The organism is Thermocrispum municipale DSM 44069, assembly GCF_000427825.1.
Lineage (GTDB): Bacteria > Actinomycetota > Actinomycetes > Mycobacteriales > Pseudonocardiaceae > Thermocrispum > Thermocrispum municipale.
Window position 1 is genome coordinate 87,839 of sequence record NZ_KE386593.1, and the last position, 20,869, is coordinate 108,707.

At 68.4% G+C, this 20,869-nt stretch carries 18 protein-coding genes, 1 pseudogene and 1 riboswitch; of the genes and pseudogenes, 10 read left to right on the forward strand and 9 right to left on the reverse strand.

All coding sequences use genetic code 11. The annotated features are described in order from the left end of the window. Positions 1 to 7 precede the first annotated feature (7 nt). The 3 genes from YWM_RS0115795 to YWM_RS0115805 are packed head-to-tail and all read right to left on the reverse strand — an operon-like array spanning position 8 to position 4,289. On the reverse strand, positions 8 to 1,960 hold the full coding sequence (locus tag YWM_RS0115795; protein ID WP_028851513.1) for a hydantoinase B/oxoprolinase family protein: 1,953 nt from the start codon (positions 1,958 to 1,960) through the stop codon (positions 8 to 10). A gap of 3 nt (positions 1,961 to 1,963) precedes the next feature. Continuing rightward, positions 1,964 to 3,997 (reverse strand): hydantoinase/oxoprolinase family protein, encoded by a 2,034-nt coding sequence (locus tag YWM_RS0115800; protein ID WP_028851514.1) that lies wholly within the window; start codon positions 3,995 to 3,997, stop codon positions 1,964 to 1,966. A 25-nt stretch (positions 3,998 to 4,022) separates the two neighbouring features. Next, complete coding sequence (locus YWM_RS0115805; protein ID WP_245566069.1) at positions 4,023 to 4,289, reverse strand: hypothetical protein; 267 nt, start codon at positions 4,287 to 4,289, stop codon at positions 4,023 to 4,025. Positions 4,290 to 4,425: 136 nt separating this feature from the next. Here YWM_RS0115805 and YWM_RS0115810 point away from each other — a divergent pair, with 136 nt between their 5' ends. Both YWM_RS0115810 and YWM_RS0115815 read left to right on the forward strand, forming a co-directional pair. Then, the gene (locus YWM_RS0115810) at positions 4,426 to 5,220 is read left to right on the forward strand and encodes an enoyl-CoA hydratase/isomerase family protein (RefSeq protein ID WP_028851516.1); all 795 of its coding nucleotides are present in this window, start codon (positions 4,426 to 4,428) and stop codon (positions 5,218 to 5,220) included. A gap of 56 nt (positions 5,221 to 5,276) precedes the next feature. Then, positions 5,277 to 5,942 (forward strand): TetR/AcrR family transcriptional regulator, encoded by a 666-nt coding sequence (locus YWM_RS0115815; protein WP_028851517.1) that lies wholly within the window; start codon positions 5,277 to 5,279, stop codon positions 5,940 to 5,942. Between the two features lie 31 nt (positions 5,943 to 5,973). Here YWM_RS0115815 and YWM_RS0115820 read toward each other — a convergent pair whose 3' ends face one another. Further along, positions 5,974 to 7,962 carry an alpha-ketoacid dehydrogenase subunit alpha/beta gene (locus tag YWM_RS0115820; RefSeq protein WP_028851518.1) on the reverse strand — a complete coding sequence of 663 codons (1,989 nt, stop codon included), beginning with the start codon at positions 7,960 to 7,962 and terminating at the stop codon, positions 5,974 to 5,976. A gap of 119 nt (positions 7,963 to 8,081) precedes the next feature. On the opposite strand from YWM_RS0115820, the gene YWM_RS0115825 reads away from it, so the two are divergent. Together YWM_RS0115825 and YWM_RS0115830 are read left to right on the forward strand one after the other, a co-directional pair. Further along, positions 8,082 to 9,137: an alcohol dehydrogenase catalytic domain-containing protein gene (locus tag YWM_RS0115825; RefSeq protein ID WP_028851519.1), complete on the forward strand. Its 1,056-nt coding sequence runs from the start codon at positions 8,082 to 8,084 to the stop codon at positions 9,135 to 9,137. After that, a complete protein-coding gene (locus YWM_RS0115830; RefSeq protein ID WP_028851520.1) occupies positions 9,137 to 10,297 on the forward strand; it encodes an acyl-CoA dehydrogenase family protein in 1,161 nt (386 codons plus the stop codon). Before YWM_RS0115825 ends, YWM_RS0115830 begins: the two co-directional genes overlap by 1 nt. 263 nt (positions 10,298 to 10,560) lie before the next feature. Here YWM_RS0115830 and YWM_RS24040 read toward each other — a convergent pair whose 3' ends face one another. Then, complete coding sequence (locus YWM_RS24040; protein ID WP_156914805.1) at positions 10,561 to 11,337, reverse strand: IclR family transcriptional regulator; 777 nt, start codon at positions 11,335 to 11,337, stop codon at positions 10,561 to 10,563. A 141-nt stretch (positions 11,338 to 11,478) separates the two neighbouring features. Between YWM_RS24040 and YWM_RS24045 the strand changes: the two genes are divergently transcribed. From YWM_RS24045 to YWM_RS0115865, 6 genes are all read left to right on the forward strand, one after another. Then, entirely contained in the window at positions 11,479 to 12,690 is a 1,212-nt protein-coding gene (locus tag YWM_RS24045; RefSeq protein WP_043661394.1) for a CaiB/BaiF CoA transferase family protein, read from the forward strand. Further along, on the forward strand, positions 12,674 to 13,123 hold the full coding sequence (locus YWM_RS0115845; protein ID WP_028851521.1) for a MaoC family dehydratase: 450 nt from the start codon (positions 12,674 to 12,676) through the stop codon (positions 13,121 to 13,123). Before YWM_RS24045 ends, YWM_RS0115845 begins: the two co-directional genes overlap by 17 nt. Positions 13,124 to 13,147: 24 nt before the next feature. Further along, positions 13,148 to 13,489: a MaoC family dehydratase gene (locus tag YWM_RS0115850; RefSeq protein WP_028851522.1), complete on the forward strand. Its 342-nt coding sequence runs from the start codon at positions 13,148 to 13,150 to the stop codon at positions 13,487 to 13,489. A gap of 159 nt (positions 13,490 to 13,648) precedes the next feature. After that, positions 13,649 to 14,758 (forward strand): ABC transporter substrate-binding protein, encoded by a 1,110-nt coding sequence (locus YWM_RS0115855; protein WP_084612459.1) that lies wholly within the window; start codon positions 13,649 to 13,651, stop codon positions 14,756 to 14,758. A 29-nt stretch (positions 14,759 to 14,787) separates the two neighbouring features. Next, positions 14,788 to 15,939 (forward strand): ABC transporter ATP-binding protein, encoded by a 1,152-nt coding sequence (locus YWM_RS24050; RefSeq protein WP_156914806.1) that lies wholly within the window; start codon positions 14,788 to 14,790, stop codon positions 15,937 to 15,939. Position 15,940: 1 nt separating this feature from the next. Next, positions 15,941 to 17,665 carry an ABC transporter permease gene (locus YWM_RS0115865; RefSeq protein ID WP_028851524.1) on the forward strand — a complete coding sequence of 575 codons (1,725 nt, stop codon included), beginning with the start codon at positions 15,941 to 15,943 and terminating at the stop codon, positions 17,663 to 17,665. Here YWM_RS0115865 and YWM_RS0115870 read toward each other — a convergent pair. From YWM_RS0115870 to YWM_RS0115885, 4 genes and pseudogenes are all read right to left on the reverse strand, one after another. After that, positions 17,658 to 17,969 (reverse strand): DMT family transporter, encoded by a 312-nt coding sequence (locus YWM_RS0115870; protein ID WP_028851525.1) that lies wholly within the window; start codon positions 17,967 to 17,969, stop codon positions 17,658 to 17,660. The two genes, YWM_RS0115865 and YWM_RS0115870, sit on opposite strands and share 8 nt — an antisense overlap. Before the next feature lie 11 nt (positions 17,970 to 17,980). Further along, positions 17,981 to 18,043, reverse strand: a riboswitch (guanidine-III (ykkC-III) riboswitch). Positions 18,044 to 18,235: 192 nt separating this feature from the next. After that, positions 18,236 to 18,952 (reverse strand): class I SAM-dependent methyltransferase, encoded by a 717-nt coding sequence (locus YWM_RS0115875; RefSeq protein WP_052344977.1) that lies wholly within the window; start codon positions 18,950 to 18,952, stop codon positions 18,236 to 18,238. A 5-nt stretch (positions 18,953 to 18,957) separates the two neighbouring features. Further along, positions 18,958 to 20,055: pseudogene (locus YWM_RS24055) on the reverse strand (aminotransferase class V-fold PLP-dependent enzyme); the annotation flags it as partial. A gap of 24 nt (positions 20,056 to 20,079) precedes the next feature. After that, complete coding sequence (locus tag YWM_RS0115885) at positions 20,080 to 20,817, reverse strand: Clp protease N-terminal domain-containing protein (protein ID WP_028851527.1); 738 nt, start codon at positions 20,815 to 20,817, stop codon at positions 20,080 to 20,082. Positions 20,818 to 20,869: the final 52 nt, after the last annotated feature.

Below are 20,869 nucleotides of genomic sequence, written 5' to 3' on the forward strand. Positions count from 1 at the left end.
TGCCTCCCTAGTTCGCGGCCGGCTGCTGGGCGCGCAGCTCCGCGCGCCTACGTTCGGTCGCCTCGTAATCGATCTGCAGGTTCTCCGGGTCGTTGTGCGGATCCCCCTTGATGACGACCCCGTAGTGCTCGTACGCGCCTTCGATGGAGACGTACTCGTCGCGCACGTCGCGGCAGACCCGCTCGGGCTCGCGGTCCAGCGGCGAACCCCAGCCGCCGCCCCCGTTGGTCAGGTAGCGGAACACCGCGTGCGGCTTGGTGTGCCACACCGGGTTACGGGCGAAGTAGAAGTACTCGCCGTTCGGGTCGACCGCTTTCGTCTTCGGGTCGAGCATCCCGGCGACCGGCGTCGAACCCTCGTAGACCTCGTCCGAGGTCGGGATGAGCTCCTTCTTCTGCGGCACGTTGTAGTAGTCCGGGTCGAACACCCAGGTGGCGCCCAGTGCGCCGGACTTGCCGCCGTAGACACCGATACCGCTGGCCTTCTTCACGTGCAGCGGGCTCGACCAGTGCTCGGCCTCGGTGAGGTAGAGCGTGTCCTTGAGCACCGCGGCACCACCGCGGTTGGTGCCCGCACCCGCGCTGTCGATGGCGTACTCCTTGCGCAGCACCACCGCGGGCACCTCGGACTCGATGGCCTCGGTCGCCGGGTCCAGGTTGTTCGCCTGGTACATGACCGAGTAGCTGTCCGCGTCGCCCGCCTCGGTCGCGCCCCACGGCCCGTGCTCGCCACCGCACTGCGCGGTGGTCACCCACGGGGTCCCGTCCGGCAGCACGCCGTTGGCGTTGTGGATGTTCAGCGAGCCGTAGTCACCGCCGACCGCGCGGCGACCCAGCGCCTTCTCCAGCGCACGGAACACCGCGAGCAGCACCGGCCCGGTGCTCTCCCAGTACAGGAAGACCGCGCCGTCCGGCGGGGTCGCGCTGATGAACGTGCCCGCCGGGATGACGATGTCGATCGGCCGGTAGGTCCCCGAGGTGAACGGCGACTCCGAGTCGATCAGGAACTTCAACGCCACGCCGACCGCGGTCTTGGTGTCCAGGATGCCCGCGTTGATCGACGTGCGCGCCTGCGGCGACGTTCCGCTGAAGTCCAGCTCCATGCGGTCGCCGACCTTGGTGATCTTCAGTTTGATGCGGTACTCGATGCTGTCGTCTATGCCGTCGCAGTCGATACCTTCCTCCGCCTCGTAGACCCCGTCCGGGATCTCGGCGATGGCGCGGCTCATCGACTCGGCCGACGTGTCGGTGGCGTAGCGCAATGCGCCCAGGTAGGCGTCCACGCCGTACCGGTCGATGCTCTCCAGGATCAGCTGCTCACCGAGCAGCAGGTTCTGGTAGATCGTCTTGATGTCCGGCAACAGCAGCTCGCAGAACCGCGCGTTGTCGAAGATCAAGTTGAACGACGACTTCACCGGCTTGTTGTCCCGGTACAGCAGCATCGGCGCGATGACCAGGCCGTTCTCGTAGACGTTGCGCTTGGTACCGCTGAAGCCGGCGGGCACCACACCGCCCATGTCCAGCTGGTGCGCGCGCAGGTTGACGAACGACACCAGCCGGTCGTTGTGGAACACCGGGCGGATGAAGCAGATGTCGTTGACGTGGTTGCCCGCGCGGTACGGGTCGTTGCAGATGATCACGTCGCCGGGACGCAGGTTCTCCGGCCCGTACTCCTCGATGGTGTTGCGCACCGCCTCGGACATCGTGCCGAGGAACATCGCCAGGCTGTTGCTCACCGAGGCCATCGGGTAGTTCTGCTCCGGCGGCCCGGAGATGGTGGCGGCGAAGTCGTACCAGTCACGCAGGATCAACGAGAACGCGTTGTTCAGCAGGCCGGTACACATGTGCTGGACGATGTACCGCATCCGGTTGGACAGCACCGACGCGGTGAACCGGTCCGATGCGTAGCGCGCCTCGAACGCGGCGTCGTCGAGGTCCTTCAGGGCTGTTGCTTCGGTCATGACTCAGGCCTTCCGGATACGCAGCTCGCCGTGGCGGCCGACGGTGGCAACCTGGCCGGGGACGAGGAAGGTGGTGGACAAGGGCTCGCGGATGACGGCGGGGCCGGGGACCTCGTCGCCCGCACGCAGGGCGTCCCGCTGGTACTCGCCCGCCTCGATCGGCTCGGACTCCAGGTACTTGATGGTCAGCATCCGGTCCGGGGTGAGCTCGTCACCTGCCGGACGCTCGGGCAGTTCCGGATAGCTGACCTTCTTGGACTTGATGACCGCCTGGACCCGGTAGGTCACGCCCTGCACCGGCAGCGCCTCGAAGCGGTTGCCGGAGCGCTCTTCGTAGGCGTCGTGGAAGTTGCGCACCATCTCGGCGATCTCGTCCGCCCCGATCTCGCCGCTGGGCACCGCGATGAACGGCGTCTCCCAGGTCTGCCCGGCGAGCCTGCCGTCGAAGCTGCGCACGAACTCGACCTGGTCCCGGTACTCCTCCGGCAGCCGTTCGGCCACCCGCCGCTCCATCGAGCGGTAGACCTTGTCCACCTGCTCGGCGGCTTCCGCGGTGAGCAGCGTGTAGGAGCTGCGGCTGTCCGCGTACACCAGGTCGGAGCTGACCAGGCCGAGCGCGGAGAACAGACCCGGGTGCGGGGGCACGATGACCTCGGCCGCGTGCACCAGGTCCAGCACCGCGGGCAGCAGCATCGGGCCCGCCGCGCCGTAGGCGACCAGGCTGTAGTCGCGCGGGTCGACACCGTGCTGGATGGCGATGTTGGTGACGCCTTCGGCGATGTTGTTGATGCCGATGTTGAACGCGTAGCTGACGCGCTGGTCGAACGACAGCGGGCTGTCCAGGTCCTCGAACGCCTGCTTGGCCAGGTCCGGGTTCAGCCGCATCCGGCCACCGGCGAAGCCGTCCGGGTCGATGATGCCCATCAGCAGGCAGGTGTCGGTGGTGGTCGGCTGCTTGCCGCCGAGGCCGTAGCACGCCGGGCCGGGGTCGGCGCCCGCGCTGCCCGGGCCGACCTTCAGCTCACCGGAGGCGTCGACGGTGACCAGGCTGCCGCCACCGGCGCCGATGCTGGAGATCTCGTTGGACAGCGCGTTGACGATCAGGTCGTGCTCGAGCTCGAACGTGGTGTTCACGAACGGCTCGCCGTCGGTGACCATGCTGATGTCGCACGACGTGCCGCCGACGTCCGCGCACAGCAGGTTCTTCACGCCGATGAGCTCGCCGAAGTGGGCGCTGGACACCGTGCCCGCGGCCGGGCCGGCGAACACGATCCGGAACGGGTGCTCCATCGCCTCGTCGGCGCGCACCAGCTGGGCGGCACAGTCGGCGAAGTTCAAATCCCCTGTGAAGCCGAGGTCCCGCAGGCCGGCGTCCAGCCGCTTGCAGTACTCGTCGTAGATCAGCCGCATGAAGACGTCGACCACGGTGGTCGACGCGCGGGCGAACTCCTTGGCCAGCGGGGAGACCTCGCTGGAGATGGAGACCGGCACGTCGTCGCCGAGCACCTCGTGCGCGAGCTGGCGCAGCCGCTCCTCGTGGTGGTTGTTCACGTACGCGTTGATCAGGCAGATCGCCACGCCCTGCACACCGCAGTTGCGCAGGATCTCCAGCTCTTGACGAGCCTGGTCCTCGTCCAGCGGGATGAGCACGCCGCCGTCGGCGGTCAACCGCTCCCGGATGCCCCTGCGCAGGTAGCGCGGGACCAGCGGGCGGTTGGCGTCCCCGTACGAGCGGCGCCACCGCGGGTTCATCAAGCCTTCGATGGGGCGCCAGGTCCGGCCGACGTCCAGGATGTCGCGGTGGCCGAACGTGGTCAGGAAGGCGATTTTGGGCAACCGCCGGGTGATCACCGCGTTCAGGCCGTGGGTGCTGGCGTGGTTGAACACCGCGGAGTCGGCGACGCCCACTTCCTCGGCGCCGCGCAGCACACCCTTCTCGGTGTCCTTCACATCGGTGGCCACTTTGACCGTCTTGATCTGCCCATCGGCAATGGCCACCACGTCCGTGAAGGTGCCGCCGACGTCTACGCCGATCATGAGATCCCTGCCTTTCCTGAGTTCGTTATTCGACGTCGAGGCCGTCGGAGGTCAGCTCGATGGGGCCGAGCAGCCGCCAGGGCTCCCGGCTGACGCAGCGCAGCGTCTTCTGGTGCTTGACGACGAGGTACCAACCGCCCTCCGACAGCACCGGGTAGCGGCGGAAGTCAGCGGCGGTCGAGCCGGGGAAGTCGCGGTCCAGATCGACGCCGAGTTCGGCCAGTTCTTCTTCGGTTACCGCCTCTCTCGGCACCGTGATCCCTTCGGGAACGGTCGAGCCAACTGCGCTCATGTGCCATCACACTCCGCTGTGTCGCGCCATCGATGAGTTTCGTGTACCAGTCGGTCTACTAAACTGTGATGGCAAGCACTGTAGGACCCAGTTGGCGCCCTGACAAGACCGAGCCGGGTGAGCGAAGGAGAAGTGGATGACCGAGTTGGTGCACACCAAGATCGCGGACGGCGTGGCCACGCTACGGCTGGACAACCCGCCGCTGAACGCATTCGACACCGCGATGCGTCATGCCCTCGCCCATGCCGCTGACCAGCTGGAACGGGACGCCGACGAGGGTCGGGTGCGCGCCGTCGTGCTGTGTGGCGAAGGCCGGTGTTTCGCCGCGGGAGCGGACCTGAAGCAGCTGTCGACGTTCGGTTTCGAAGAGGTCGTCGGGTGGAACAGGGCGCTGCAGAAGACCTTCACCCGGATCGCCGAACTCCCCCTTCCGGTTGTCGCCGCCCTGCACGGTTTCGCGCTCGGCGGCGGCCTCGAACTGGCCCTGGCGGCCGACTACCGGGTCGCCGCTCCGGACACCCAGGTCGGCCAGCCGGAGGTGCTGCTCGGCATCACGCCCGGCTCGGGAGGTACCCAGCGACTCGCGCGACAGGTCGGCCCGTCGCGGGCGAAGGAGCTGATGATGACGGGCAGAAAAGTCACCGCGGAGGAGGCGTTGCGCATCGGTCTGGTAGACCAGATAGCCGACGATCCACTGGCCGCGGCCACCACATACGCCCGGCAGCTGGCCGAAGGACCACGGTTGGCGCTGCAAGCGATCAAGGAGGCGGTCGACCACGGTCTGGACGCCTCGCTGGCCGCCGGGCTGAGCCTGGAACGCAGCCTGATCGCCGGGCTGTTCGCCACCGAGGACAAGGAGCGCGGGATGACCTCGTTCCTGCGCAACGGACCGGGCAAGGCGCGGTTCACCGGCGCGCCCGGTGACGGGTAGCGGCACGAGGGGGATGGCGCGGCCTAAGGTGAGCCTCGCCAGGCGACGGAGGACATATGCCGAGACCACCGGGACACGGGCCGGGATACGAGATCAAGCGACAGCAAATCATCGATCAGGCCGCCGATTTGTTCGCCAAGCAGGGATATGCCGCCACCGGAATTGCCGAGATCGGCAAGGTGGCGGGCTTGGCGAAAGGAGCGTTGTACTACTACATCGGCTCGAAGGAGAATCTGCTCGTCGAGATCCAGAACCGGGTGCTCGGGCCGCTGTTGGACGCGGCGCGCAATATCGCCGCACTGGACGAGGACCCCGTGCTGCGTCTGCGGCTGTTGTCGGAGACGCTGCTGGAGATCATCTTCGCCCGGCTCGACCACATCTGGGTCTACGAGCACGACTACCGGCACCTGACCGGGGAGAACCGGTCGCGGTTGATCGCCCAGCGGCACGAGTTCGAGCAGATCGTCACGGACCTGCTGACCGCGGCGATGGAGTCGGGCGCATTCCGGAAGATGGATCCCCGGCTGGCGATGCTGCAATTTCTGAACATGCACAACCACACGTATCAGTGGGTGCGGCCGGGTGGACCATGGAATGCCGCGTTCTTGTCGCAGCAGTACTGCGCGACGCTGATCTCCGGATTCCGTAGCCCGGATTACGACGCGAGCGATCTGGAAAAGCGCGTCGAGGAATTCCGGGCACGGCAGTCCGAGGAGAAGTAGCTGGGGACGCCACGGCGCCCCCAGCCGACCCTCAGGCCCGCACGGACTCCCGCACGGCCGCGGCAATCCGCTCCGGCGTCGGCATCCACGCCTGCTCCAACGACGGCGCGTACGGCGCAGGCGTCGACTGCGCACCGACCCGGATCACCGGCGCATCCAAGCTCCAGAAACCTTCCCGGGACGCGATGGCGGCCAGCTCGGCACCCACGCCGAACTCACCGACCGCCTGATGGGCGATGACCAGCCGGTTCGTCTTCTCCAGCGAGCGCAGCACCGTGTCGACGTCCAGCGGCGCGATCGTGCGCAGGTCGATCAGTTCCACGCTGATCCCCTCCGCGGCCAGTTCCTCGGCCACGGTCGCGCAGTCGTGCATCAGCCGCGAGTACGACACCAGCGTGACGTCCGTGCCCTCGCGTCGGACGGCCGCACGGCCGAGCGGCACCAGGTGGTCCTCCGGTGGCTTCGGGCCCTTCCGCCCGTACATCAGCCGGTTCTCCACGAACACCACCGGGTTGGGGTCGCGGATCGCGGCACGCAGCAGCCCGTAGGTGTCCGCCGGGGTCGACGGCATGACGACCGTGAGCCCGGGAATGTGCGCCAGCAGCGCCTCCAGACTCTGCGAGTGCTGACTGCCCGACGACTTGCCCGCGCCGAACTGGGTCCGCACCACCAGCGGCAGCTCGACCGCTCCGCCGGTCATGAACCGCAGCTTCGCCGCCTGGTTCATCAGCTGGTCCAGGCACACCCCGATGAAGTCGAAGTACATCAGCTCGACCACCGGCCGCATGCCTGCCATCGCCGCCCCGACCGCGGTGCCGATGATCGCGCTCTCCGAGATCGGGGTGTCCCGAACCCGCCCCGGATACGCCTCCGCCAGCCCGCGGGTCAGCCCGAACACGTTGCCGCCTTCGCCGACGTCGATCCCGGCCAGGAACACGCTGTCGTCGTGCCGGAGTTCGTAGTCGAGCGCCGTCCGCACCGCGTCCATGGTCCGGAAGATCTCGCCGTCGGCCTCCGGCGGCTCGGGCACCGGCTCGCGCGGCACGCCCACGAAGTGGTGCAGCGTCTCCGGCGCAGGCGGGCTGGCCGCGCGCGCCGCCTCCACCGCGGCGTCGATCCGGTTCTCGACCTCCTGGTCGATCGTCGCCACGTCCACCTTCAGGTCGCCGAGCCGCGCGGCGAGCCGGACCAGCGGGTCGCGCGCCTTCCATTCGGCGAGCTCCTGCTTGTCCCGGTAACGCTCCGGGTCGCCCTCGTAGTGCCCGTGCCAGCGGTAGGTGTCCGCCTCGATGAGCACCGGGCCGGCGCCGGCGCGCAGCTTGTTCGCCACGTCGTTGACCAGCGACGCCACCGCGACCACGTCGTTGCCGTCGACGTGGTGGAAGTCCACCGCGTAGCCGGGCGCGCGGTCGGCCAGCGAGGCGCGGGTCTGCGTGGCGATCGGCGAGAACTCCGCGTACTTGTTGTTCTCGCAGAAGAAGATCACCGGGAGGTTCCACACCGACGCCAGGTTGACCGCCTCGTGGAACATGCCCTGGGCGACCGCGCCGTCACCGAAGAACGCCAGCACCACGGCGCCCTCGCCACGCAACTGGGCCGCGGTCGCGGCGCCGGCGGCGATCGGCAGCCCGGCCGCGACGATGCCGTTGGCGCCGAACACCCCGTGCCGCGGGTCGGCGATGTGCATCGAACCGCCGCGGCCCCGGCAGGTCCCGGTCTCCTTGCCCATCAGCTCCGCGAACATGCCCTCGACGTCCATACCCTTGGCGATGCAGTGCCCGTGGCCGCGATGGGTGGACGTCACGACGTCCCGATCGCCGAGCGGCCAGCACGCGCCGACCGCCGACGCCTCCTGTCCGATCGACAGGTGCAGGAACCCGGGGATCTCGTTGTTCCGGTACAGCCGGGCGGCCCGGTCCTCGAACTGCCTGATCAACCGCATGCGCCGGTACATCTCGGTCAGCACATCGGTGTTCGTGTCGAGCGCCGTCGACAGCTCGGGTGCCCGAGTGGAAGTCATGTCGCCCCTCATCCTTTTCGTCACGCGTTCGGCTCGGCCCCTTGACAAGCGGCCGCGAACGACGATTCTTGTACCGACTGTTCGAAAAAACAACTGACCCGGCGCGAGAGGTGGTCGACGTGCGCGCACTGCGCTGGCACGGTCCGCAGGACCTGCGGCTCGACGAAGTGCCCCAGCCTGATCAACCAGGCCCCGGACAAGCCCTGGTCGAAGTGGCTTTTTGCGGTGTGTGCGGCACCGATCTGCACGAGGTGGCGCACGGCCCGAACCTGATCCGCACCCAGCCGCATCCGCTCACCGGCAAGCAGCCTCCGCTCACCATGGGGCACGAGTTCAGCGGCACCGTGGTCGCGCTCGGCAGCCCGGTCGCGGGCATCGAACCCGGCGCCCGGGTGGCGGTCGACCCGTGTCTGCGGTGCGGCGTGTGCCGATGGTGCCGCCACGGCGAGTACCACATCTGCGCCAAAGGCGGCTCGGTCGGACTGGCCACCGACGGGGCGTTCGCGTCGCATGTCCTCGTCCCGGTCGAAGGCCTCGTCCCGGTACCGGACGCGGTGTCCGACGAGCACGCCGCGTTGGCCGAGCCACTCGCGGTCGGATTGCATGCCATCCACCGTGCCGGAGTTCAAGCCGGGGACAACGTGCTGGTGCTCGGCGCCGGCCCGATCGGGTTGGCCGCCGTGCTCGCCGCGAAGCTGGCCGGTGCCGCCGGACTGTACGTGAGCGAACCCCAGGCCGGCCGCGCTCGTCGTGCCGTGGACGCGGGCGCGACCGAGGTCTACGACCCGACGCAAAGCGACGTGCGCCGCGAGGTTTTCCTGCGCACCGGCCGCGTCGGGCCGGACGTCGTGGTGGAGGCCACCGGACGCCCTGACCAGGTCGAACTCGCCATTCGTACCGCCCGCCGGGGTGGCCGCGTGGTGATGGCCGGGATCAGCGGGGAATCGGCCGCGCTGCCGATCACGCAGGTCGTACCGTTCGAGCGCACGATCACCGGAGCGCTCGGCTACAACTTCGACATTCCCCGGGTGCTGGACCTGATCGCCACCGGCCGGCTGGACCCGAGTCCGATGTTGACCGACGTCCGCCCCCTGACCGAGGCCGTCCGCACGTTCGACGAGCTCAACGGCGGCGGTGACCACATGAAGATTCTGCTGACCCCGAAGGAGCGGTGATGGACTTCGACCTGCCCGAGGAGACCAAGGCACTGCAGCGCCTCTGCCGGGACTTCGCCGCCAAGGAGATCGAACCGTACGCCGCCGAGTGGTCGGCGAACTCGTACTTCCCCGCCGAAGTGTTCACCAAGCTGGGCGAGCTGGGCCTGATGGGCATGCTCATCAGCGAGGAGTACGGCGGCTCGAACGCCGGATACGTCGCCTACGTCGCGGCCATGGAGGAGCTCGGCAGGGCCGACCAGTCGGTGGCGTCGGCGTGGAACGCGCACTCGACCATCGGCAGCCTGCCGATCGCCGTGTTCGGCACCCACGAGCAGAAGGAACGCTGGTTGCGTCCGCTGGCCACGGGTGAGGCCATCGGCGCGTTCGGGCTGACCGAGCCGACGGCCGGTTCGGACGCGGCAGGCATCCGCACCCGGGCCCGCAAGGTCGACGGCGGCTGGGTCATCGACGGCACCAAGATGTTCATCAGCAACGCCGGCACGTCGATCAGCGCCGGTGTCACCATCCTGGCCCTGACCGGCGAGGACGCCGACGGAACCAAGCGCTACGGCACGTTCTTCGTACCGGAGGGCACCCCCGGGTACAGCAAGGGTCAGCGGCTGCACAAGCTCGGCTGGCACGCGCTGGACACCCGCGAGCTGATCTTCACCGAGTGCTTCGTGCCGGACGAGAACCTCATCGGCGAGGAGGGCGCCGGGTTGCGGCAGTTCCTCGCGGTGCTCGACGCCGGCCGGATCAGCGTCGCGGCACTGTCGTTGTCACTGGCGAGCAAGGCGTTGACGCTGGCCGTGCGGCATGCCGGCGAACGCGAGCAGTTCGGCAGAAAGCTGCACAAGTTCCAGGCGATCAGTCACAAGATCGCCGACATCGCGACCGAGGTGGAGGCGGCCCGCGCGCTGGTGTACCGCGCCGCCTGGCTGGCCGACCACGGCCGCCCGTTCAGCACCGCGGCCGCGATGGCCAAGCTGTACGCCTCCGAGGTCGCCAACCGCGCGGCCGACCAGAGCCTGCAGATCCACGGCGGCTACGGCTACATCCTCGAGTCGGAGATCTCCCGCTTCTACGCCGACGCCAAGATCCTGGAGATCGGCGAGGGCACCAACGAGATCCAGCGCAACGTGATCGCCCGCGCGGTCATGGCGGAAGCGGCCCGGTAGACGGCGGCGCGGGGCAGACCCCTCGGCAGAAGCGGCGCGGCAAGCGACGGCGGCCCGCGGCAGGCTCCTCGGCAGAAGCGGCGCGGTAAGTGACGGCGGCTTGTGGCGGGCTCCTCGGCGAGCGGCGCGCGGCGGGCCCCTCGGCGAGAGCGGCCCGGCAGGCTCCTCGGCGAGCGGCGCGCCCACGTGCCCGGCCGAGACACCTGGATATTGCAGGGCTGATCCGCCGGCCCGATGCGGACCACAGAGCGTGTCCGCGGCGCTCAGCTGAGCCGGGCGGACAGCCGCTGTGTCACGTTGAGCAGCATCGGCGCGATTCGCTCGGCGTGCGCCGGGGTGAACCGCGACCGTGGCCCGCACACACTCACCGCCGCGATCGCCACCCCGCGCACGAACACCGGCGCGGCGACGGCACCGGCGTCCGGATTGCGCTCGCCACTCGAGGTGACGTAACCCCGTTCCCGCGCGTGCTCGAGGTCGCGCTTGAGCGCGGCGATCGCCTCTTCGCCGAGGTCGTACACCTCGGCTTCCTGGGCGATCGCCCGCTCCCGGAACTCCGGCTCGGCGAACGCCAGCAAGATCTTCCCGCTCGCACCGGCGTGCCACGGCCGGAACGCTCCCAGCTCCACCGTCATGCGCACGTGGTGCGGGCTCTCGAACTGCGCCACGTGCACTCGGCCACCGGCGACCGGACGCGTCAGCAAGGTCGTCTCCTGCGTCCGGTCGCGCAACTCCCGCAGCAGCGGCGCGGCGGCGTTCTCCAACTTCGACCGGCTCATCGCCTTCGCCCCCAGCGCGACCGCGGCCGGGCCGAGCAGATACCCCGACGAGCCGGGCGCCTGCTCGGCCAAATTGCGCGACACCAGCGACCGCAGGACGCGGTGCGCGACCGATTTCGCGATGCCCAACTCCGCGGCCACACCGGACACCCGGACCGGGCCGGGCGAGTCCATCAGCAGCAGGAGTACATCCGCCACCCGATCGGCCGCATCCGTCCCGCCCTGCGTTCCTCTGAGCGGAACCTTTTCCTGTATCGACACCGCTATTCCTTCGAATTTCTGCCGCAGGTATTGACCTAGTCAACGCCCAAGCCTACTGTACGCCCAGGTCAGACCTCCGCAAGCCTACTCCCCACGTTGTTCCTTTCACCGGAACGACGGCTCTATCTGAGGAGATTCGCAATGCTGCAATCGGTCAGGGTGCTCGATCTGACCTGGGTGCTCGGTGGCCCGTTCGGCGGCCAGCTCCTTGCTCAGCTCGGCGCCGAAGTGATCAAGGTCGAACCCCCCGAGGGTGACCCAGCCCGCGAAATCCCCCCGTACTACGTCGACGATCTCTCGTCCTTTTTCCTGTCGGTCAACCGCGGCAAGAAGTCGATCGTGCTCGACCTCAAATCCGACGACGGATTGGCCGCGTTCTACGACCTGGTGCGCGAGTCGCACGCGGTGATCTACGGCTTCGCTCCGGACGTCCCGGAGCGACTCGGCATCGACTACGAGAAGCTGCGCGAGATCAATCCGGCGATCGTGGTCGGCGAAATCATCGGTATTCACGACCAAGGGCCGTTCAAACGCGCTCCCGCCTACGACTTGGTGGTGCAAGCCATGGGCGGCGTCATGAGCATCACCGGCTCGGAGAACGGGGAACCGTCCCGGGTCGGCTACCAGATCGCCGACCTCGCCGGCGGCATGTATCTGGCGCTGGGCGTGGCAGGCGCGCTGTACTCCGCGGGCAAGACCGGCCAGGGCGAAAAAGTGCAGGTCTCGTTGCTGGACGCCCAGCTCGGCCTGCTGACCTGGCAGGCGCAGAACTACTTCATCTCCGGCATCACGCCCCGCGCGCACGGCTCGCGCAGCCCCAACATCGCGCCGAGCGAGGCTTTCCGCTGCGCCGACGGCCGCTACATCGCCGTCTCCCCGACCGGCGCGAGCTACTGGCGGGCGTTCTGCAAAGCCGTCGGCAAGCCGGAGCTGGCCGACGACCCACGCTTCGCCGACCGCTACAGCAGGCTCACCAACGTCGAGGAACTCGCCGAGATCCTGCGCCCGATCTTCGCCGGCCGCGACGCGGAAAGCTGGCGCCAACACTTCTTCGACCTGCGCATTCCCGCCTCCCCGGTACTGACCGTGCCGGAAGCGCTTGCGCAGGAAAGCGCGCTGGCTCGCGCCATGGTCGAGGACGTGCAGGACCCGGTGTCCGGGGAACGGGTCAAGGTCCTCGGCAACCCGATCAAGTACGCCGCCGCGCACGAACTGCGCTATCCGCCGCGGCACGGCGAGGACACCGCCGCCGTGCTCACCGAGCTGTGCGGCTACGCCCCCGAGCGCGTCGCCGGCTTCGTCGAACAGTTTTCCCCCCACACGAAAGAGGAGCAGTATGACCAGGCCAACTGAAGTCAAGCCGCGCGAAGACGAACAGCCGGGCACGAAATGGGAGGAATTCGAGGTCGGCGCGGAGCTGCCGCAGTTCTCCTTCACGATCAGCCCGGACATCGTCGCGGAGTACTCCCGCGCGATCGACGCCGACCCGCAGGGAATGGTCCTCGACGGCAAGCGTGTGGCCGTTCCGTCAATTCTGTCCGTCTACCTGATGGCCGTGCTGTACCGGAAATACCCTCCGGCACAGGGCGGAATCATGGCCAGCAACAAGTTCCGTTACTACGGCCCGATCAGCGCCGATTCCGACACCACCGTGGTCGCTTCCGGAAAAGTCCTGGAGAAGTACGAAAAGCGCGGCCGCCGGTACGTCCGCTATATGGCCCGGTTCACCAACGACAACGGTGACCCGATCGCCGAGGCGGAGAACATCAGCACGTTCCCCAACTGATCCGACGAGCGGAAAAGAGACCCGATGAAACGCGACTACTTCATCACCCAGGAAAAGATCGACCGATACGGCGAGATCAACGGCGACAACGACATCATTCACTACGACGTCGACTACGCGCGGGAACGCGGCTTCAAGGCGCCGCTGGCGCACGGCCTGATGGTCCAGGGGTACGCCAGCGCGATGGCCGCCGAGAAGTACGGCGCCGACTGGTTCACCCGGGGCGAGATCCACGTGAAGTTCGTCGGCCCGCTGTATCCGGACGAGACCATCACCGTCGAGATCGACGACGACGGCAAGTTGCACGTGGCGGCGGGCGATCGCACCTGCATCGTCGGCACCGCCAAGCTGCGCGACGCCGCCTGACCGGCCCGCGAGACCGCTCGCCTCGACCGCGTCCGTCGTGGTTAGCTCCGCGAGCGGTCTCGCCGAGCCGGCCGCCCCATCCCCCGTTCCACGCCCCGTCAGCCCGACCCATTCCCCATCCCATACGCCTGCGTGAGGCGATCAGGAGGCAACGACGCCATGGCACTCAACAGAAGGGCGTTTCTATCCGTTTCGGCATTGGCTTTGGCCACCACGGCGTGCAGCGCGATGGGGGGTGGTGCGAACACCGCGCAACCGGCGAAACGGGAAGGCCCGCTCTCGGACGCGGACTTCGACAAGCTGGTCGCGGACGCCAAGAAGGAAGGCAAGCTGACCTTCTACTGCGTGCCCGGTGAAGAGACCATGCGGGCCTGGGTGAAGCCGTTCGAGTCGCAGTACGGCATCACCGTCGAGATCTACCGCACGACGGTGAGCGACGTGTACCGCCGCTTCACCGAGGAGACGACCGCCGGTAAGCATCTGGCCGACGTGGTGTCGATGAGCGTGCCGTCCTACATCGAGGAGTGTGTCGACAACGGCTGGGCGGTGCAGTACCGCACCCGCTCCTACGACGACCTCGACCCGAAACTGATCACCGCGGAAGCCGGGCTGCCGATGTACTCGGTGATCACCTCGATCGCCTGGAACGAGAAGGAAGTCAGCCCCCAGCTGCAGAAACGCCTGCAAACCGGGGACTACCAAGCGTTGTTGGACGACGAGCTGAAAGGCCGGGTGGGCATCGTCTCGCCGACCGCGGGTGGCACCCAGCTCGGCACCCACATGGCGATCGTCAACGACGACAAGCTCGGTTGGCCGTTCTTGGAGAAGCTGGCCGCCAACGGTGCCGCGACGTTCGAGAGCGCGGTGCCGTTCGTCGCCAACGACCTGTCCGCGGGCGAGTACGCCGTCGGCATCGGTGTCCCGGACGCGGTGGCCATCCCGCGGATCTACGACGGCGCCCCGGTGCGCATCGCTTACCCCGAGCCGGCCCCGGCGTCGATGCACCAGTTCTTCGTCAGCGCGAACGCGCCGCATCGGGCCGCGGCCCGGCTGTTCCTGGAGTGGGGCACCTCGCTGAAGGCGCAGGACGCGCTCGCCGGTGAGTCCGGCGGCCTGGTCGGCCACACCGAGTGGGAAGACCGCAGGCCGATCAACAAGAAGTCCTGGTACCAGCCTCCTGCCAAGGGCATCGACGTCGCGTGGCAGGACGGCCTGAGCCAGGACGAGAGTGACAAGTTCATCGAGGAGTGGCTGAAGCGCCTCGGCTAGCGCCACCCGACGCGCGAAAGGAACACATCGTGGACAAGACAATGGAGTCTGACGTCACGACCGCGGCACCGGCGACGTCGGACGACGCGATCGCGCTGCAGGCCGAGGACGTCACCATCAATTACGGCGAGGTCACGGCGGTGGACCGACTGTCGCTCACCGTCAAGCGCGGCGAGTTCGTCGCGCTGCTCGGCCCGTCCGGGTGCGGCAAGACGACCATGCTGCGGGCCATCGCCGGACTCAACCAGCTCACCTCGGGCAGGCTGACCATCGCGGGCCGCACGATGGCCGACGAGCGCGTGCACGTCCCGCCGGAGAAGCGGCCGCTGAACATGGTCTTCCAGTCGTATGCGATCTGGCCGCACATGTCCGTGCGGGACAACGTCGGCTACGGCGTGCGTGGCCAGGGCGTTCGCGGCAAGAAGCTGAGAGAGCGGGTCGACGAGACGCTCGCCGCGGTCGGCCTGCTGCACTACGCCGACCGGTACGGCACCGAGCTCAGCGGTGGCCAGCAGCAACGGGTCGCGGTCGCCCGGGCGCTGGCCACCCGGCCGTACCTGATGCTGTACGACGAGCCGCTGAGCAATCTCGACGCGGGCCTGCGGGAGAAGATCCGGGAACAGATCGTCGACCTGCACCACCGGTTCGACACCACCACCATCTACGTCACGCACGACCAGGCCGAAGCGCTGTCCATGGCCGACCGCGTGGTGTTGATGAACGGTGGCCGCATCGAGCAGCAGTCCGACCCCCGGTCGCTGTATCACGAGCCGGAGTCGGAGTTCGCCGCACGCTTCGTCGGCTCGATCAACGCGTTCCCAGCGAACGTCGTCGCCGCCGGTCCGGGGTTCGCCGAGGTCGAGCTGCTCGGCCAGCCGGGCCGAACGCTCCGGCTCGCCGGGGCGTCCCAGATTCCGCAGCGCCGTGGTGTGACCGGGCAGGCGGTCATCCGGCCCGAGTACTTCGAGGTGTCGCTCGGTCCGTCCGCCGACGAGCAGAACGTGTTCGTCGGCGAGGTGACCCGGGCGGCCTTCCTCGGCTCGCGGATCCAGTGCGTGGTCGCGGCCGGCGCGGTCGACCTCGAGGTGGAGGTCAGCGGGCTGCGGGAGATCCGGGAGGGCGACATCGTGTCGCTGCGGGTCGATCCGGCGAAGGTGATCTGGTTGGACGAGGAGCCGTGACATGGCCGCCCCCACGCTGATTCACCGCACGGCCACCGCCGCGCGGACCGGCCGGTCGCCGTGGCGGCTGCGGTCGGTGCTGCTCGCCGTCGCGCTCGGGCTGTTCGTCGGCTCGCCGATCCTGGCCATGTTCTACGGCGCGATGCGTCCGGACTCGCTCGCGCCACCACTCGAGCTGTCGTTGGACACGATCGCCGAGGTCTACCTCTCCGGCGAGGTGTGGCTGTCGCTGGTCGGCACCGTGGGCATCTCGCTCACGGTCGCCCTCCTGGCGACGTTCACCGGCGGCGTGCTGGCGTGGCTCACCGCGCGCACGGACGTGCCCGGCAAGAAGGTCATCGAGATCCTGGTGCTCGCGCCGCTGTTCACGTCACCGTTCGTGGCGGCCATCGCCTGGTACGCGTTGGCGGCTCCGCGATCCGGGCTGATCAACCTGGTCTTCGCGGAGATCTTCGGGCCCGGGTTCGTCCTGAACGTCACGTCGACGGTCGGCATCGTCTGGGTTCTGACGCTGGTGTCCATGCCGTACGCGTACGTGTTCCTGTCGAGCTCGTTGCGCAACATGGACCCGTCGCTCGAAGAGGCGTCCTACGCCAACGGTGTCGGCACCCTGGCCACGATCAGGCGGGTGACGCTGCCGTTGACCACACCGGCGATCGGCTCGTCGATCATGTTCATCACGATCTTCGCGGCCGGGATCTTCTCGGTGCCCGGCGTGCTGGGCAGGCAGCTGGGCTTCGACCCGCTGCCGGTGCTGATCTACCGGGCGGTCTCTCAGTTCCGTGCGGACTTCGCCAAGGCGGCGGCGCTCGCGTCACTGTTGTTCCTGCTCAGCGCGGTTTTCCTGTATCTGTACCGGCGGTTGACGCGGCTGGAGAAGCGCTTCGTGACCGTCTCCGGCAAGGGGTTTCGGCCGCGGCTGCTTCCGTTGGGGCGGCTCAAGCCGTGGGTGGTCGTCGGTATGGTCACCTACGCCGTGGTGTGCGTCGGGTTGCCGCTGCTCGCGCTGGTGATTGCCGCGTTGTCGCCGTTCGCGTCGCGGGATTTCGACAGCTTGCAGTTGAGCCTGTCGAGCCTCACCGGGCTGCTGTCCGACTCGGCCGTGCACGCGGCCGCGATCAACACGCTCATCGCCGTGGTGGTGTCCGCGCTCGCGTGCGTGATCGTGTCGCTGATCTGTGTCTACGTGGCTCGGATCCGCGGCAAGAGCGCCACGTCGGCCGCGCTCGACTACATCAACAGCTTCCCGCTCGCGGTGCCCGGCATCGTGCTCGCCTCCGGCCTGGTGTGGGTCTACCTCGGCTCGCCGATCTACGCGACGCTCACGTTGATGATCATCGCGTACGTGATCTCGCACCTGCCGCACTCGTACCGGCTGATCAACAACGGCGCGATGCAGGTGTCCCGCGAGCTCGAGGAGGCTTCGGCGGTGAACGGGGTCGGCCGGGCGCTCACCGCGTGGCGGATCACCACGCCGCTGTTGATGCCGTCGATCTACGCGTCGGTCGTGCTGGTGACGATCTTCGTCATCCGCGAGGTGAACTCGGTGATCCTGCTCTACACCCCGGGCACGCGCGTGCTGTCGGTGCTGACGTGGGACTACATCACCGACGGAAACCTGGCGCGGGCGGCCAGCCTCGGGTTGCTGCAGACGCTGTTCATGGTGGTGATCCTGGTGCTGGCGCGGCTGGTGTTCCGGGTCAACCTGACCAGCGCGGTCAAGTGAGCTTGAGCCCGATCACGCAGCCGATGAGGCCGACCAGGAACACGATCCGCAGCCAGTTGATGCTCTCGGTGCCGGTGATCATGCCGAACGCCACGGTGAGCGCGGCGCCGATGGCGACCCAGACGGCGTAAGCGGTGCCGGTCGGGATCGAGCGCATCGCGTAGGCCAGCCCCGCCATGCTGGCCGCCAGCGCGACGAAGAAGACAACCGACGGAACCAGCCTGCTGAAGCCTTCGGACTTGCCGAGGGCGACCGCCCAGACCGACTCCAACGCGCCGGACAGCACGAGAACCAACCACGCCACGACTGCTCCCCATCGGCCGTCTTGTCGCTCTCCGGGTACGGCTCCCTCGTCCGGCGGCCACGGTGTGGCCGTGGTTCAACGGTAGCTTCTGCGCCACGCGGCACGACCAAGCACTGCTCGTCGCCGCTCCGCAGAGCTGCCGAGACCCGAGGACGAGGAGCTCCCGCGAACAAGCGCGGGCACGGCGGACCAGCGTGCCCCGGGGCAGGGCTGTGGACGTGGCAATCCCACCGCTGTGTGGGCACTCGAGCGTCGAGGCCCCGCGGCTAGCCGGTGAGCCGGCAGCGCAGGTGCAGGAAGAACGGCCTGCGCGTGGCGATCGCCAACTCCGGCGCGCGTTCCAGCGCGGCGGCGTCCGGGCATGGTTCGAGCAGCTGCTCGATGACGAAGCCCGCGTCGCACAGGGCTCCGGTGTAGGCCTCCAACGGCCGGTCGAGCCCGACGAAGGTCATACGCAAGCCACGCCGCTCCACTTCCTCGTCGACCCGATGCTCGGTGAAGTAGTCGTCGAGGTTCGCCGCCGGCCGATTGAGCGGGTGGACGATCGCGACAGCGAACGGTGACCCCGGCTGAAGCACCCGCGCCACCTCGCGAATCGCCTGCTGCATCCGCGGCATGTCGTGCAGCGTCATGAACGCCACTGCGGCGTCGAACTCGTTGTCAGGCCAAGGCAGCGCGGCCGCATCGCCGCACACCACTTCGTCGTAACCGCCCGCCTCGCGCGCACTCTCGGCGAGCGTCGGAGAGCTGTCGATCCCGGCAACGGTGTGTCCCTGCTCGGCCAGCCACCGTCCGACCCGTCCCTCGCCGCAGCCGAGGTCCAACGTGCGCTTGCCCGGTGGCGGCACGATCCGCGCGAACGCGGGCAGGTTGAAATGCCAGTAGAACCGGTCCTGGTCAGGGGTACGCGCCCACTCGAGCCAGTCGTGCGCGTTGTCCTCCCACGCCGCGGACACGCCTGCGATCTGCCGCGAGTCAGTCATCAGCCCGTCAGCTTCTTCAGCGCCGATTCGACCAGTTGCACCGCATCCGGGGAGGTCGACGCGTGCGCGGACAACCGAACCCGCGAATCGCGCAGCGTCACCGTCACGTCCTCCGCCGCCAGCGCCTCGACCACTGCGGACGCCGGCCGGTCGGGCAGCACGAACGCGAGGATCCCCGCGCGCCGGTCGCGCACCGACACGATCTCGGCGCCCGCGGAATCGAGCACCTGCTCGAACTCCTGCAGACGCTGTTCGATCCGGTCGGCGATGGCCCGGATGCCGGCCAGCTCGACCAGTTCCACGGCGGTGGCCAGCATGCCCGCGGATGCCGGGCTGAGGTGAGTCAACGACCACGCCTGCGCGGTCGGCAGCGGCGCGTGCACCCGGCCGTCGAACTCGTCGGCGTCGCGCGCACCCGTCCACCCCGACAACACCGGCTGCATCCGTTCCAGCGCCCGGTCGGACAACACCGCGAACCCGGTGCCGTGACCGGCGCGCAGCCACTTCTGCCCGCCGCTGACCAGGACGTCAGCCGCTTCCCACGGCTCGTCCACGACGCCGAAACCCTGGATGCCGTCGACCACCAGGAGCCGGTCGCCCGCCACTTCGCGCAGAGCGGCCAGATCGGCTCGGTAGCCGGTGCGGAAGTCCACCGCGCTGACCGACACCACCGACGTCTCCGGTGTCAGGGCGGCTGCCACCCGGTCCGGCGTCATCGGGCCGGGCGGCAGCCACCGGACGCTGACGAGTCCGAGCGCCTCCGCGCTGTGCCACGGGTAGATGTTCGACGGAAACTCACCGGTGGAAACTAGCACCTCACCCCGGGCGGTGTTGAAGGCCGCCTGGAACAGTGCGGTGCTCGTGTTGGGCTCGAGCACGACGTGGTCCGCATCGGTGCCGCAGACGCGCGCCACGGCGTCCTTGGCGCGGGCGAACTCACGCTGCTGGACCTGGGACACGGTCGTCGGCCCTGGGCAGGCCAGCTCGTGCAGCACGGTGGACGACGTCCGCAGAACCGCGTGCGACGGCGGCCCGACCCGCGCGAAGTCCAGGTAGCCGAGGGGTTCGGTGAACTGGTTCAGATACTCCGGTGAGATCGGCACTCCGCCACCTTATGCGGAGCGGCGCTACGCCAGCTTCGCCAATTCGTTCATGAAGAACTGCACCGCGGCCTGCCGGTCGACACCGAGCTCGGACAACACACCCGAGCCGTCCTCGTGCTCGAGCAGCGCCAGCAGGATGTGCTCGGTGCCGATGTAGTTGTGCCCGAGCCGCAGCGCTTCCCGGAACGTCAGTTCCAGCACCTTCTTGGCCTCCGCGGAGAACGGGATCAGCTCCGGCGGATCCGATTCCTCGCGCGGCGGCAGCGCGTTCTCGGCGGCCTCGCGGACGGCGTCGAGCTGAATGCCCTGATCGACGATCGCGAGCGCGGCCAGGCCCTTCGGATCCTCCAGCAGCCCGAGCACCAGGTGGGCGACGCCGATCTGGTGGTTGCCCGCCTGGCGAGCGGTGCTCTGACTGGCCAGGACCACGTTGCGGGCCCGCGGGGTGAACCGGGCGAAGCCGGCTTGCGGATCCATCAGCGCCTCGTCGATGGCGGACTGCTTCGACACGAAGCGCTTCTGCGCGGCCTGCTTGGACACGCCCATGCTCTTGCCGATCTCGGTCCAGGAGGCTCCGGCGCGCCGCGCCTGATCGACGAAGTGGCCGATCAGGTGATCGGCGACCTCGCCGAGATGATCTGCCGCGATGACGGCATCGGACAGCTGCTCGAGCGGGTCGTCGTGCGCCTTCTTGATCGCGGTGATGAGGTCATCGAGCTTGACCGGGACGTCCTGCTGACGGGGACGAACTTCATCTGTCATGCGTCAACCATAAGTTGACGCGCGCCCACCGTCAACCTTTGGTTGACGTCAT

Bases quoted from the DNA above. Each gene is read 5' to 3' on its own strand.
- YWM_RS0115795 (WP_028851513.1), bottom strand. From the start codon at position 1,960: ATGACCGAAGCAACAGCCCTGAAGGACCTCGACGACGCCGCGTTCGAG.
- YWM_RS0115800 (WP_028851514.1), bottom strand. From the start codon at position 3,997: ATGATCGGCGTAGACGTCGGCGGCACCTTCACGGACGTGGTGGCCATT.
- YWM_RS0115805 (WP_245566069.1), bottom strand. From the start codon at position 4,289: ATGAGCGCAGTTGGCTCGACCGTTCCCGAAGGGATCACGGTGCCGAGA.
- YWM_RS0115810 (WP_028851516.1), top strand. From the start codon at position 4,426: ATGACCGAGTTGGTGCACACCAAGATCGCGGACGGCGTGGCCACGCTA.
- YWM_RS0115815 (WP_028851517.1), top strand. From the start codon at position 5,277: ATGCCGAGACCACCGGGACACGGGCCGGGATACGAGATCAAGCGACAG.
- YWM_RS0115820 (WP_028851518.1), bottom strand. From the start codon at position 7,962: ATGACTTCCACTCGGGCACCCGAGCTGTCGACGGCGCTCGACACGAAC.
- YWM_RS0115830 (WP_028851520.1), top strand. From the start codon at position 9,137: ATGGACTTCGACCTGCCCGAGGAGACCAAGGCACTGCAGCGCCTCTGC.
- YWM_RS24045 (WP_043661394.1), top strand. From the start codon at position 11,479: ATGCTGCAATCGGTCAGGGTGCTCGATCTGACCTGGGTGCTCGGTGGC.
- YWM_RS0115845 (WP_028851521.1), top strand. From the start codon at position 12,674: ATGACCAGGCCAACTGAAGTCAAGCCGCGCGAAGACGAACAGCCGGGC.
- YWM_RS0115850 (WP_028851522.1), top strand. From the start codon at position 13,148: ATGAAACGCGACTACTTCATCACCCAGGAAAAGATCGACCGATACGGC.
- YWM_RS0115855 (WP_084612459.1), top strand. From the start codon at position 13,649: ATGGCACTCAACAGAAGGGCGTTTCTATCCGTTTCGGCATTGGCTTTG.
- YWM_RS0115865 (WP_028851524.1), top strand. From the start codon at position 15,941: ATGGCCGCCCCCACGCTGATTCACCGCACGGCCACCGCCGCGCGGACC.
- YWM_RS0115875 (WP_052344977.1), bottom strand. From the start codon at position 18,952: ATGACTGACTCGCGGCAGATCGCAGGCGTGTCCGCGGCGTGGGAGGAC.
- YWM_RS0115885 (WP_028851527.1), bottom strand. From the start codon at position 20,817: ATGACAGATGAAGTTCGTCCCCGTCAGCAGGACGTCCCGGTCAAGCTC.